A 14,590-nucleotide genomic window follows, 5' to 3' on the forward strand; every position below is an offset into this window, starting at 1 on the left:
CTTGAGTATAATGTTGTACAAAAATATGCACATTCAATGAAATATTAACATGAAAAGCTTGCTCGTAGAGAAGAACAGGGCAGTAATACTGTTGCTTATAGTGATTTTTATTTTTGGTTCTTATGCCTATATAAAGATGCCAAGAGAAAGCAACCCAGATATACAAATCCCCATAATAAGTGTATTTGTTAGGCTTCCTGGAATTTCTGTCGAAGATAGCGAGAAGTTATTAGCTATTCCGATAGAAAACGAATTAAGATCCATAGAGGGAGTTAAGGAATTGCAGGCTATGGCAACTGATGATGGTGCCCATATAATACTTAAATTTGGCACAGAGTATAATAACAAGGAAGTGCTCGATAACGTTCGTTCAAGGCTTTCAAATATAAAATCAAAGTTACCTGCTGAAGCAGAATCTCCAATAGTCAGCGAAGTAAACCTGAGTTTATTTCCCATATTAAGTGTTGGATTGATTGGTAATTTACCAGAAAGGGCTTTAACTGAGATAGCACATAAATTAAAAAAGGAAATAGAATCTTTGCCAAGTGTTCTCAAAGTTAAAGTAGCAGGTATGCGTAAAGAGACAGTAGAAGTGATAATTGAACCTACAGTCCTAACAAAATACAACATTCAATCAAATGAAATATTCTATGCTATATCAAACAATAATAAGCTGGTTGAAGCCGGGTCACTAGACAGTGACACAGGCAAATACTCAATTAAAGTGTTGGGATTACTAAAAGATGTAGAAGATATTATGGAGATTCCTATTAGGTCTCAAGGTGATGCAGTCTTGAAAATAAAGGATGTAGCAAAAGTTTATCCTAGATTTGAGGATTATAAGGAATTTGCTCGCATTAATGGGCTGTCTAGTATCGTACTAGAAGTTTCAAAACGCAGTGGCAAAAATATAATAGACACAGTAAATCAAGTAAAATACTTAATGGATAAGGCAAAAGACCAGTTACCTGAAAATCTAAAAATAGTGTACTTAAACGACCAATCAAAAAATGTACGTAATGTGCTTGATGAGTTGGAAAATGGCATAATATTTGCTGTGTTGTTGATATTAATCATAATAATACTCTCTATGGGAACAAGAATAGCTATTCTTGTGGCACTTTCGATACCTGGATCCTTTCTGATTGGAATAATAGCTCTTTACTTCATGGGCATAACTTTAAACATCGTTGTACTCTTCAGTTTAATTATGGCAGTCGGCATGCTGGTTGATGATGCAATTGTAATCAGCGAATATGCTGACAGAAAGATGATCTGCGGGATGAATAAGATAGAAGCCTTTAGCACTTCAGTCCGCGACATGTTCTACCCAGTCCTATCGTCAACATTGACTAAATTGGCAGTGTTTTTTCCTTTGTTATTCTGGCCAGATACAATCGGTAAGTTCATGCAGTATATACCAATTACAATGATTCTAACCTTGACTGGTTCGCTCGTTATGGCTGTGGTTTTTATACCAACACTTGGTGCAATATTTGGTGAGCCTTCGGTGATTTCAAAAGGGGAAATTAAAAAAATGAATGCAATAGAAAGCGGTGATATAAGGAATACCGGACCTATAATAAGAGCTTATGTGCATATATTGGAGAAAGTTTTAGACCATCCTAAAAAATTTGTATTTGCTTCTGTACTCATGTTGTTTTCGTTTAGTGTGTTGTACTTTACTTGTGGTCCTGGAGTAAAGTTTTTTCCAAAAGTGGATTCAGATAATATTTTAATTAGTGTTAAAGCACAAGGAAACTTATCAGCTAAAGAGCGAGATCTGATACTTAAAGAAATAGAGAACCGTATTTTAAACATGAAGGAAGAAGTTAAGGTTTTCTACGCTAAATCGGGATTATTTGGCGATAATGTTATCGCTCAAATCCAATTGGAACTTATAGATTGGCGCTTTAGGCGCAAAGCTAGAGACATATTAAATGATATAAGAACCTGTGTGCAGGATATGAAAGGAGTAATAGTCGATATTCAAGAAGAAAATCCAGGACCGTCAGCCGACAAGCCAATACAGATTAACCTTAGCGGAAACGCACTTAACTTAGATTTGGCAGTAGAGAAGATCCTAAAAATCATGAACCAACCTTCATCGGGGTTTATAAATATTCAAGATAGTAGACCTGCACCTGAAATAGAGTGGAGCATGAATGTCGACAAGAGTAAGGCAGCAAGTTCTGGAGTAAATGTTGCAACCATTGGCGATTTTATAAAAATGGTTACAAGTGGAGTATTAATTGGAAAGTATAGATCAAATAGCCTAAATGAAGAAATTGATATTATACTTCGTTTTCCTGAGAAGGATCGCAATATGAAGACTATAGAGAATCTTTTTATTAATACAACAAGCGGTCCGTATCCTATGAGCAACGTAGTAAAATATTCTCCAGAGAAAAAGGTAAGCAAACTAAGCAGGATTGATGGATCACGCACAGTAACAATTTCTGCTGACGTTGACCATGGGTATCTGGTTGATGAAAGAGTAAAGTTCATTCAAGGTTCAATAGCTAAGGATTGGGACAGAGAAGTAAAAATTAATTTTAAAGGTGACAAAGAAGACCAACAAAAGTCAGAAGCTTTTCTATTAAAGGCTTTTGTATTGGCAATTACGTTAATGGTATTGGTACTAGTGACACAATTTAATAGTGTGTACCACACATTTATTGTAATGACAGCAGTATTTTTATCTACCACATGTGTATTTTTTGTTTTCTTTCTTATTAATAAAGTTTTTGTAATTGTTATGTGCGGAGTGGGGATAATTGCTTTAGCTGGGATTATAGTAAACAATAATATATTGTTACTTGATGCTTTTCATCACCAAGTTAAGATATACGAAAATAATATCAAGCAATGTGTGATAAATGCTTCAGTTTCTCGCGTTAGGCCAATATTGCTTACCGTTGCAACTACAGTTCTTGGCCTAATACCAATGATTACCAAACTAAACATCGATTTTTTCTCGTTGCAAGTTACGTATAACGCACCATCAAGCCAATGGTGGGTTGACATTTCAACAACTATAGCATGTGGAATATTAGCCGCAACGGTTCTAACTTTATTTTTTACTCCTGCGTTGCTTGTGATGCACAGACATGAAAAAACTTGACTTAAATTAGTAATGATTTAATACTGAAAATAGTGCTCTTTGTCCATTGAAGCTATAAATTATAACTGATTATATAGGGTTTATTTGTATGATTGCTAATCGCAGAAGTAGTGTTAAACAGAAAAGTGACAAAAATAACTTAGTTGGAAGCATTGATATAATAAAAACAGCAGCGGAACTTTCACTCCAGAAAGGTCTAGATTTTGAAGTAATAATGGAGGCATTAGAAAGTGCTATAGAAGCAGTTGCCCATCAAAAATATGGTAGCAAGAGTAAAATTGTAGTAAATATAGACAGAAACACAGGGAAAGTTACTTCATACAGAGAGTTAAAGGTCATTGATGATGAATCAAATGGAAAAGAAAATGCCGGATATGACTCAATTACACTGACACAAGCTAAGTTAATAAAGGAAGATGTAAAAGTTGGGGATACCATTAACGAATTACTTTCCCTCAACACTGATCTTGCTTCAGCAAGAATTGCTCAGCAAAGAATTGCTCAAGTCATTAAATATGAAGAATTAAAAAAGCAATACGAGGAGTTCAAAGATAAAGTAGGAGAAATAAGGTATGGTATTGTTAAGCAATTAGAATATTCAGATTTAATTATAGACATAAACAATGCTAGAGCATACCTTCCATTGCGAAACTTAATTGGTGGTGAATCATTTCGCGAAGGTGATAAGGTTAAAGCTTATATACACACTGTTAAGCGTTCTGATGATGGACGTCAAATTATTCTTTCTAGATCTCATGAAGGCTTTTTGGAAGCACTGTTAAATCAAGAAATACCAGAAATCTCTGATGGGTTGGTGAAGATTAAAGCCATAGCAAGAGATGCTGGTTCAAGATCTAAGGTTGCTGTCTTTTCTCCTGATAAGAACATCGATCCAGTAGGTGCTTGTGTTGGAGTTAAGGGAGAAAGGATAAAAGCCATAATACACGAATTAAATGGAGAAAAAATTGATGTTATACATTACTCTTCGGACCTGGGCCAGTTTGTTATTAAAGCAATTACTCCTGCAGAAGTGTCGAAGGTTATTATTGATGAAAATGAAAATTGCGTAGAATTAATAGTTGCTGAAGATCAATTGAGCTTAGCTATAGGAAAAAAGGGTCAAAACGTAAGATTAGCTTCAGAGCTTGTTGGATGGAAGATTGAAATACTGAGCACTAAACAGGAATCAGAAAGGCGAAGTAGAGAACTTAGTCAGTGTTCGGCTTTGTTTGCCGAAGCTCTAAATCTAGAGGAGATTATGGGCCAACTGTTAGTCACGGAAGGTTTTTCAAGCGTAGAAGACATATCTAGTGCTTCGGTTAAAGAGCTTGCTTCGATAGAAGGATTTAACGAGGATATTGCAAATGAATTGCATAACAGGGCAAATAAGTACCTAAGAGCAGAAAATGATAAAAAAATAGAAGAGTTAAAAACTTTAGGTATGGAAGATGACGTAATCAACCTACCTTTATCAGTAGATGATAAAATTGCTCTCAGCAAGCATGGTATTAAAACTTTAGAAGATATAGCAGATTTGTCAAGTTATGAATTCTATAGTATACTTTCTGATTCAGCAAACAATAAAGAAGATTTGAAGGATACAGTGGACTCAATAATCATGGAAGCGCGTAAGAAGCTTGGTATAATATAACAAAATGATATGAACAAAGAAGAAGATATCAGTAGTAAGAAACTAACACTGCAAGGCTTTAACAAGCTTAAATTAGGTCTTGATTTGAGTTCTTCAGTGGGTCTAAGCACGGGAGCTACAATAGTAAAAAAAAGAAGAAAAAAAACTCATGAGCCAGAAGAGCAAGATGAAAGCAAATTAGGTTCTTTAACAGAAAAAGAGCAAATTTTTCGTATTAATGCCGTACAAAATGCTGCTTTGCTAAGAGAAAAGAATCTAGAGAAAGAAAAAGAAGTAGTAGCGCAACAAGAAGATACTAATGAGAAGATTGATGATGAAGATAGCACTTCTAATACTCCACTTAAAGAAACGGACTTAAGTGATGTTAGCTTAGTTAAACTAGCGGAAGGGGGAATTGATGATGAAGATGCTAACACAAAGCCTTTAAAGACCAACAAAGATGCATATTCTAAACACTCCAAGCTGATAATTGCACAGTCAATAGATGATAAGGTTGAACAAACTCCAGTATCCAGGCAAAGATTTGGTATAAGAAATAAAAAGTCAAAGTTTACTAAAGGTAAGAATATATCAAGGGAGGTCATTATACCAGATAAGATTACAATCAAAGAGTTAGCTATTCGTATGGCAGAAGACGGCAAAGGTGTACTAAAGGTGTTAAAAGAAGAAGTGGGTGAGAGTTACAGAATAGATGATTTAATAGATCCAGATATAGCATGTGAAATAGTAGAAAAATTCAATCATATAGCTAAACGAGTGAGTGATGCTGACAAAGAAAAGGATTTATTTTTCATAAAAGGTAGAGAAAGTCTACCTAAAAAGCCTAAGCCACCGGTCGTCACTTTCATGGGGCACGTTGATCACGGTAAAACTTCATTACTCGATGCATTTCGTGAATCTAATATTGCAGAAAGAGAATCTGGTGGAATAACTCAACATATAGGTGCTTACCAGATAGTTACAAAAGATAAGCAGAAAATTACTTTCATTGATACACCCGGACATGAAGCATTCACTGCTATGCGCGCATGTGGTGCCAACATCACTAACATAGTTGTAATAGTGATTGCAGCCGATGATGGAGTGATGAAACAAACAATTGAAGCCATAAATCACGCAAAAGCAGCAAGTGTTTCTATTATAGTTGCTATTAATAAAGTTGATAAGTCACAACCTGGTGATGTAGAGAGAATAATTAATAGTTTACCTCAATATGATCTCATTCCCGAAGAACTTAGCGGTGATGTTATAGTTGTACCAGTATCAGCAAAAAAGAAAATTAACTTGGATAAACTAGAAGAAGCAATTTTATTAATTGCTGAGTTAATGAAGCTTGAGGCTATAGAGGATTGTCGAGCGCTTGGATGGGTGATAGAATCTAAAATAGATAAAGCTAAAGGAATATCAGCAACATTGATAGTTGAAGAAGGAACATTGAAGGTTGGTGATATGTTGGTGGCAGGTACAACATATGGTAGAATACGCAGTATGATTAACCACCTTGGTCAAAGAGAAAAAACTGCTCTACCTTCCACTCCGATTGAGATTACTGGTTTAAATAGTGTACCAAATGCTGGAGACAAATTTGTTGTTGCAAATTCTGAAAAGCAGGCGCGTGAAATCGTTGAACACAGATTAGAGCTGATTAAGAAAAAGGAAGAAAATGCAAGCAATTATGGTTTAGATATATTTAGTCGTAATGATAGCGAAGCAGAAGAAATATCTGTAGTTTTAAAGTGCGATGTAAGCGGTTCTATTGAAGCAATATCAAGTTCGATTGATAAACTCGGTAAAGATCAGGTAAAATTAAATATCTTACACAAAGCAGTGGGAGGAATAACAGATTCAGATGTGCTGCTTGCAGAGGCATCTCGTGCAGTAATTTTAGCGTTTAATGTCAAAGTGGATTCAAAAATAAGAGATTTGGCAAAACAAAAGGGTGTAGAAATACATACTTATGCTATAATATACGAGCTTATCGATGACATGAAAATGTACTTAACTAGAATGTTAAAACCTGTAACACGGGAAGTGCATATTGGTTCTGTATCTGTGAGGCAGATATTTAACGTATCCAAAACTAGCAATATTATTGGGTGTTATGTAAGTGATGGAGTTGTAAAAAAAGATTCTCTAATTAAAGTAATGCGTAATGATAAATTAATACATGAAGGAAGGATAAAGGCCTTGCGCAGATTTAAGGATGATGTCAAGGAAGTAGGTGTGAACTTTGAATGTGGAATATCCCTAGATGGTAATGTTGATATTAACGTTGGAGATGTTCTAGAAGTTTATCAGTTAGTACAGGAAGAAAGGGTATTATAGTATGAAAAAAGAAATCAGGAGCCTAAAAATAGCATCTGTACTGCATAGAGCAATAACCAGAGTCTTAATGGAAGGTAAGGTATTCAATAAAAATGTAGTGGTATCTGAAGTAAAGTTAAGTAAAGACTTAAAAAAAGCAGATGTATATGTAGTACTATCTTCATTAAGTGAAAAAGATTGTGATATTAGCACTATTGTTGATGAAATCAACCAATCTGCATGGTTGATACGCAAATCCATATTGTGTTATGTTGACTTGCGGTTTGTACCCAAGTTAGTTTTCAAAACTGATTTAGCATTCGATAATTTTGTTAATGTAAGCAAAATACTAAGTAATCATACTTAATAATGAATTGTTATCATTACTTTTCATTAATGAGGTTGCACAGTTTAACAGGTTTATGGCTTGTGTTATTTCCTAGTTTAAGTGGAGTTATTCTAGCTTCAACTTCCCTATCGTGGCAAACTTTTGCTCTCCTAATTTTGTTTTCTATAGGTGCATTTTTAATGAGACCTGTAGGGTGCATAATCAATGATATTTTCGATAGAGAAATAGATGCACATGTTGAACGAACAAAATATAGGCCACTTGCAAGTGGTGCACTAAGCGTAAAGCAAGCTGTGATTTTACTTTCTTTGCTGTTGTCTATTGCGCTGATAATCCTACTGCTTACCAATAAAACTACACTTATACTTGGGGTAATCTCAATGTGTATGATAATTATTTATCCTTTACTAAAGCGTTACGTTTGGTGGCCACAGTTGTTTTTAGGGTTTACTTTTAACATGGGATCGCTCCTAGGTTGGGCAGCAGTAAAGAACCAGATTAGTATAGAACCTATGCTCTTTTATGCAGGATGCATCTTTTGGACACTGAGTTACGACACCATATACGCTCATCAAGATAAGAGAGATGATGAAAAACTCGGAATGAAATCAACAGCACTGTATTTTGGTGATACAACAAAATCTTGGCTAAAAAGGTTTCATTTAATATCTCTTATGATGTGGCTATATACCGGTATCTTATCATCATTGAATAACATTTTCTATATCGCTTTACTTGCTGTGGGGGTCATGTTTCATTACCAATATAAAAATCTCAACCCCGACGACTCCAGTCAATGCATGTCCATATTTAAAAATAATTCCTATGTAGGACTACTGCTTTTTTGTGGCATCCTTTTGGATAGGGTTATAAACTGAATGTATAGTACTTTGTATTAATATTTTCATATTTTGTATCAATTATTTTTTATCCTTGCCATCCCTCTGAATAGACAATAGCATCAACCTAAGGAAAAATGTTAGTGATTGTGTTTTCCCTATAGCCGTAATAAGGTAAATAAACCCAAACGCTATCATGTCTTTAGGAGAGTTTGCTAATGGAGGTTCTTAAGTTGACGTCATTGGCTGAACATATACGATTCTTTAATATCCATTCATTCAATTCCAGCACACCGTTTTTTATAGTATGCGTTATTTTTAAAAAAGTAAAAAATAAAAATAAGGCTTATCTATTTGCACGAATGAAAATAAGAACCATCTTATTTTCGATTTTGTGTAAAAATGAAAATAACGCTTATCTTAATGGTGATAGACTTCTTGCATTATGGTCAAAGCTGTACAAACATTCTACTGAATAATGTCATCCGAGTAGCGGACATAGGGATCCATTCTTTTTTTCACTGGATTCCAGCGTTACGCGCTGGAATGACACCCTTTGTTGTAAATTCACTTTTACTCTATGATTATCTTTTTATACTACCTTGCCTACCTTATCTTGTCACTCCGCTGAACAGATACAATTAGAGTAATGCACAAAGCTCCCCATGCTTATTAAGATTACTTTTTCCTCTCTCACATGTTATGGGGGTAAGCTCTCAGCAACTATTTATCACGCAGTTGGTCTATAGATATGATACTGCCATTTGATGATTTTTCAGTGCATTTTTCACTAGTGTATTCTTTATCAGAATCGATACTGATCTTATCAAATACTAGAATATCTCCTGAAATTTTATCATGAAACTCATTAATAGCAAAAAATGGTACGGTGATTTGCTCTTGCTTTCCAGAAAAACTCAATCTTACGCTGAACTTATCCTCAAAAACTTTCAAATCATAAAACTGATGCTGTAATATGATAAGCATTTGAGCAGGATATGACCTTTTCAAGTAATCTGGTATGACAACGCCATTAAAATACGTAAAAAATAGTATTTCTAAGTGAGGAGTAAACTCATTGCTTGATATGGCATCTAAAGCCTTTTTGATAACTTGACACTTTGCAAAATTGAGTGACTTTTTGTAATCCGTTTTATCCATATAACTTTTATATACATGAATTCTTGGGGAACTTCTGTTACCCGGCGTTCCCTAAACCGTGCTGATAGTAATGAAGTTATAGTGCTAAATTAAGCAGCTAATGCTACATTATTGTCAGCAGCAAAATTATCGTTTGCATTTAAATTACGAACTCTTAGCGGTGGTATCTAACCGAGCAAAGCTACCATCTTTACTATGCATGTCGATCCTTATTCGCCCCCATATCAATCAAAAAGTATGGTGGAGGCGCCGAGTACTGCCCTCGGGTCCAATACACCTATTACAAGGTAATTTTATTGCCATAGTGTATAAAATACACACATTTATTATATAGTAATATTAAATAAATGTCAAGATATTTAACTTCAAGAAATTTGATGTCAAAAATTCTGTATACTTAGTAAAAACTGCTCAGGCTGTTTGTGTGTTTCACGTCTTAAAAGGATCATATTTATTAATTTTCTTAGGACTACTTTTTTTCAATTTTTCACTTAATAACCTCAAAATGGGCTGTAAATCATCGTCGATTGATAAGCATAGTACTTCTTTATCAAGGTAGTTAGCCAAATGATTCTTCTTCTCCAGAATTTCTGCTTCTTCCGATAAGTCACATTTGTTTAACACTACAACTTCTTCTTTTCTAACAAGGTCACCATTATAAAACCCCAGCTCATTGTGTGTGCAATCATACGCTGAAATGACATCATCGTGGGTTATATCAATTAAATGCAATAAAATTTTACACCTTTCTATGTGTTTCAAAAACTTATGTCCAAGCCCAACTCCAAGGTGAGCATCAGAGATTATTCCTGGAATATCTGCTATTACAATTTCGCTATCATCCACTTTTGCTACACCTAAATGTGGTCTTATCGTGGTGAATGGATAATCACCTACTTTTGTATCTGCATTTGAACAGCGAGTTAAAAATTTTGATTTACCTGCGTTTGGCATGCCGATAATGCCAACGTCAGATAAAACTTTTAGTTTTAATAATACATATTTTTCTTCGCCAGGTTGACCGTAGGTAAAATGCCTTGGTGCCCTGTTGGTAGAGGATTTAAAATTGGTGTTTCCAAGTCCACCTTTTCCACCTTGCACCACTTGAAATTCCATCTCAGGTTTATCAAGGTCTACTATCACCTCCTCACTTTCTTCATCGATTATTTGTGTCCCAACTGGAACTTTAAGTACGACGTTTTTTCCCGCTGTGCCAGACCTATCTCTGCTTGCACCACTTTTTCCATCGTTTGCTTTAATGTGTCTCCTATAACGAAAATTAAGTAAAGTGTTGAGATTTGCATCACTGACAAAAACTATGTCTCCTCCCTTTCCTCCATTACCACCATTTGGACCACCAAATTCAACGAATTTTTCTCGACGAAAACTCGCGCAGCCATCACCGCCATCACCAGCCTTTAGATACAATCTAACTTCGTCTATGAAGTCCATGCCAACCCACGATAGTATTTAGCACTTTCTCCCAGTATGCTTTCTATTCTTATCAGCTCGTTGTACTTTGCAAGTCTATCAGAGCGCGATAGCGAGCCAGTCTTTATTTGCCCGCAATTTGACGCAATTGCTATATGAGATATCGTTATGTCTTCTGTTTCACCTGATCGGTGAGAAATGATGGCTTTGTAGCCATTCGATTTTGCCATTTCAATAGCGGCCAAAGTTTCCGTCAAGGTTCCTATCTGGTTTGGCTTGATTAGTACAGCATTTGCCATTTTTTCCTCTATTCCTTTGCGTATTAGCTCACAATTTGTAACAAACAAATCATCCCCAACCAATTGGACTTTGTTCCCTAATTTTGCGGTAAGCAATTTCCAACCTTCGTAGTCATCTTCACTCATCGCATCTTCTATGGAAATTATAGGATATTTTTCGGCAAGGTCGCAATAGTACTCAGCCAATTCCTCTGAAGTAAGCTCTCTATTTTCAAATTTGTAAATTTTATCTTCATAAAAAGTAGATGAAGCAACGTCAAGACCCAGTGCAAAGTCACTTTGCACAGAATAACCGGCAGACTCTACAGCCTGAATTATCAGATTAAGAGCTTCTTCGGTGCTTTCGATATTCGGTGCAAAACCACCTTCATCTCCTACATTTGTGCTATAACCTTTTTTCCTAAGAATGCTGCGCAAGTTATGAAACACCTCTGCAGACATTCTGATTGCTTCACTGAAAGTTTCAGCCCCAACAGGAAGAATCATGAATTCTTGAAAATCGAGTTTATTGTCTGCATGTACCCCACCGTTGATTATGTTAATGAGTGGAACCGGCATAACACTTGCTTGCTCTCCTCCTAAATATCTATATAGTGGCATTTTGAAACTGTGTGCTGCTGCTTTTGCAACGGCAAGGGACACCCCTAAAGTTGTGTTTGCTCCAAGCTTAGATTTGTTTTGCGTTCCATCTAATTCGATTAACACTTTATCAATCGCACCCTGGTTTGCTGCATCCATGCCAACAATTTCATCTGCTATCACTCCATTCACAGATTGAACAGCTTTCAGCACTCCTTTACCACAATATCTTTTTTCATCTTGATCTCTCAGTTCTAAAGCTTCTAGTTTTCCAGTTGAAGCTCCAGAAGGTACAGATGCTCTACCTGTTGCTCCATCACAGAGTTCAACTTCTACCTCAACAGTTGGATAACCTCTGCTATCTAAAATTTCTCTTGCGAATACATTGTTAATTATCTTTTTCATCATGTTAAACCTCTATTTCCGACATAAGTGCTGCAGTTTCTTTCGCTAGTTTGGCTATATTACCACCAGCACCAATAAATAGTACTACATCACCTGAATTTGTCGAATCATTGATGAGATGTGAAATGAGCAAGGCATTATTCATAATCTCTACATTACTAAACCCATTGCTGATTAAGGCTTTCTGTATATCATCAATTCCGCAACCAGGAATAGGCTTATCTTCTGGGGGATGAACAGGAGTGAGAATGACATAGTCAAACATCATAAAGACTTGTACAAACTCATCAAAAAAATTACGAATGCGAGCAAAACGGAGCGGTTCGATAATTCCTATTACCTTTCCTTTAGTGATCAAGCGTGCTGCTGCCAGGGTTGCTTGTATTTCGTTTGGATGATGGGCATAATCTTCAATTAACTTAGCGCCTTTAACGTTGGCAATTAAAGAAAATCTTCTTGCTACTCCTTTAAATTCCACAAGACCCTTTTTAATATCTTCATCGCTAATTCCGAGTTTTACCGCAACCGATATTGCAGCTAGGGCGTTGCTGACTTTGTGAATACCTATTGCGTTTGATAGTACTACGTTTTTTATAATTCTAGATCCCAGTGTCAAGCACTGGGATGACGGAAGGTGGCGCTGGGGTGACAAAGGAGGATTGGATGACAAGTGGTAACTATATGATAACAGCTCTTTCTTTGTCATCCCAGTGCTTAACACTGGGATCCAGTTACTTTCGTCTATATAAATCAACACATCAAATTCTATGCTGTTATTGTGTTGTTTTATGTTTGCAGCTCTAACGTTATTCACTTTTGCAGAGTGTGACGCTGATTTTTTTTTCTGGATCCCAGTGTCAAGCACTGGGATGACAGGAGGTGGTACTGGGACAACAGGAGGTGGTACTGGGATGACAGGAGGTGGCACTGGAATAACAAAGGAGGATTGGATGACAGAAGGAGACACATCTTCAAACCCAAACGTTATAGAATTACTCGCATCATAATTAATGCCTACAGAATCAGGTAAAATCGCAGAATCTGCGTTGCTTACGAATTGAGAAAATGCATTTTTGAGATTATCAAATGTGCCGTAATGGTCTATGTGATCGTCATTGATACTCGTTATGACAGCGATATTTGCAGGGATTTTTAACATAGTTCCATCAGATTCATCAGCCTCAGTCAAAAAAATGTCACTCTTGCCAAGTTTTGAGTTATTTCGGTAGGAATTCAATATACCTCCCGCAATTACAGTTGCATCGGTACCAGAGTGGTCAAAAATAGAGGCAATCATAGCGGTTGTTGTCGTCTTTCCACTTGAACCCGAAACTGCTATCACATATTTATCTTTCATAATCTCAGCAAGTATGTCTGATCTATGCAAAATAGTTTTGTTGTTATCTCTTGCGGCAACTAATTCCACATTGTCGGATTTTATTGCAGAAGAATGTACTACTATTTGAGCTTGTTTAATGTTGTTGGCATTGTGGCTGATATAAACTCTTATACCTAGCTTTTGTAACCTATCTACATTGTCATTTGATTGCGTATCACTGCCTTGGACTTTATAATTAGAGTTATGAAGAATTTCAGCAATTGCACTCATTCCAATTCCACCTATGCCAATTATGTGTATTATTTCTCTTTGAGAGCTATTCATGTTTGACAGTAAACGTTTACTTATTACTAAATCTATTATAGTATAATTTAAAATCCTAATGGTATTGAACCCTTCTACTTAATACAATGGTAAAAAATCTAGCCTTTCTGTGCCTAATATTTGTTTTGATTAGTAGCTGCGGTTTTCGTAGCAGGTGTAATGATACTGCGGGTCATTACAAAATTGGTAATAGCTATACAATAAACGGCATAACCTATCATCCAAAACACTGTAACCATTATGAGGAAATAGGAGTAGCATCGTGGTATGGAATAGAAGACCATGGTACACTTACAGCCAATGGTGAAGTATTTAACCGTCACTTAATTTCTGCAGCGCATAGGACTTTGCCCTTGCCTTGTTTTGTTCTTATTACTAACTTAGAAAACGGAAGAAAACTTATGGTCAGGGTTAACGATAGGGGCCCATTTGTTGAAGGCAGAATAATAGACTTATCGGAGAAGGCAGCACACATTTTAGGATTTCATAAATCTGGACTGACAAAAGTGAAAGTTCAGTATTTAAGGAAAAAGTCGGAACGATTAGTACAAAAGACTCCTCATTATAGAAAACAGTATGAAAAAGAAATACAAAAACGTCACCCAAAGCAAGATAGTGCAGAAAGTAGTGGATACGTTGCATTTTTCAAAAATGCTCAGGCTGCCAAGTCAGCTGCATCAAAGCTTCGTAATCAAGGAATGAAAAATGTTAGATTGCTTTTTAAGAACGATCGATATTGTGTAAAAGTGAGTTATAAGTGATAGTGAAAACATAGTTTAGTGGTT

11 protein-coding genes and 1 other RNA gene are annotated in these 14,590 nt (G+C 35.9%); 7 read left to right on the forward strand and 5 right to left on the reverse strand.

From position 1 onward, the window contains the following. Nucleotides 1-49: 49 nt before the first annotated feature. From HF196_RS03030 to HF196_RS03055, 6 genes are all read left to right on the forward strand, one after another. A complete protein-coding gene (locus tag HF196_RS03030; RefSeq protein WP_168455758.1) occupies nt 50-3,124 on the forward strand; it encodes an efflux RND transporter permease subunit in 3,075 nt (1,024 codons plus the stop codon). An 88-nt stretch (nt 3,125-3,212) separates the two neighbouring features. Continuing rightward, a complete protein-coding gene (gene nusA / locus HF196_RS03035; RefSeq protein ID WP_168455759.1) occupies nt 3,213-4,775 on the forward strand; it encodes a transcription termination factor NusA in 1,563 nt (520 codons plus the stop codon). Between the two features lie 9 nt (nt 4,776-4,784). After that, nucleotides 4,785-7,100, forward strand: coding sequence for a translation initiation factor IF-2 (gene infB, locus HF196_RS03040; RefSeq protein WP_168455760.1), 2,316 nt, complete (start codon nt 4,785-4,787; stop codon nt 7,098-7,100). Between the two features lies 1 nt (nt 7,101). Continuing rightward, nucleotides 7,102-7,446: a ribosome-binding factor A gene (locus HF196_RS03045; protein WP_168455761.1), complete on the forward strand. Its 345-nt coding sequence runs from the start codon at nt 7,102-7,104 to the stop codon at nt 7,444-7,446. A gap of 2 nt (nt 7,447-7,448) precedes the next feature. After that, on the forward strand, nt 7,449-8,306 hold the full coding sequence (gene ubiA / locus HF196_RS03050; RefSeq protein ID WP_168455762.1) for a 4-hydroxybenzoate octaprenyltransferase: 858 nt from the start codon (nt 7,449-7,451) through the stop codon (nt 8,304-8,306). Nucleotides 8,307-8,669: 363 nt separating this feature from the next. Continuing rightward, nucleotides 8,670-8,912, forward strand: coding sequence for a hypothetical protein (locus HF196_RS03055; RefSeq protein ID WP_168455763.1), 243 nt, complete (start codon nt 8,670-8,672; stop codon nt 8,910-8,912). 78 nt (nt 8,913-8,990) lie between these two features. Here the strand turns inward: HF196_RS03055 and HF196_RS03060 are convergent, their stop codons facing one another. From HF196_RS03060 to HF196_RS03080, 5 genes are all read right to left on the reverse strand, one after another. Further along, nucleotides 8,991-9,428: a ClpXP protease specificity-enhancing factor SspB gene (locus tag HF196_RS03060; protein ID WP_168455764.1), complete on the reverse strand. Its 438-nt coding sequence runs from the start codon at nt 9,426-9,428 to the stop codon at nt 8,991-8,993. 22 nt (nt 9,429-9,450) lie between these two features. Then, nucleotides 9,451-9,786, reverse strand: a transfer-messenger RNA (tmRNA) gene (gene ssrA, locus HF196_RS03065). Between the two features lie 71 nt (nt 9,787-9,857). Continuing rightward, on the reverse strand, nt 9,858-10,880 hold the full coding sequence (gene cgtA / locus HF196_RS03070) for an Obg family GTPase CgtA (protein WP_168455765.1): 1,023 nt from the start codon (nt 10,878-10,880) through the stop codon (nt 9,858-9,860). Continuing rightward, the gene (gene eno / locus HF196_RS03075) at nt 10,868-12,145 is read right to left on the reverse strand and encodes a phosphopyruvate hydratase (RefSeq protein ID WP_168455766.1); all 1,278 of its coding nucleotides are present in this window, start codon (nt 12,143-12,145) and stop codon (nt 10,868-10,870) included. Before eno ends, cgtA begins: the two co-directional genes overlap by 13 nt. 1 nt (nt 12,146) lies before the next feature. After that, nucleotides 12,147-13,865, reverse strand: coding sequence for a UDP-N-acetylmuramate--L-alanine ligase (locus tag HF196_RS03080; RefSeq protein WP_168456275.1), 1,719 nt, complete (start codon nt 13,863-13,865; stop codon nt 12,147-12,149). 26 nt (nt 13,866-13,891) lie between these two features. On the opposite strand from HF196_RS03080, the gene HF196_RS03085 reads away from it, so the two are divergent. Continuing rightward, nucleotides 13,892-14,566, forward strand: coding sequence for a septal ring lytic transglycosylase RlpA family protein (locus HF196_RS03085; protein ID WP_168455767.1), 675 nt, complete (start codon nt 13,892-13,894; stop codon nt 14,564-14,566). The last annotated feature ends 24 nt before the right edge of the window (nt 14,567-14,590 follow it).

This window comes from Wolbachia endosymbiont of Ctenocephalides felis wCfeJ (assembly GCF_012277315.1).
Classification (GTDB): Bacteria; Pseudomonadota; Alphaproteobacteria; order Rickettsiales; family Anaplasmataceae; genus Wolbachia.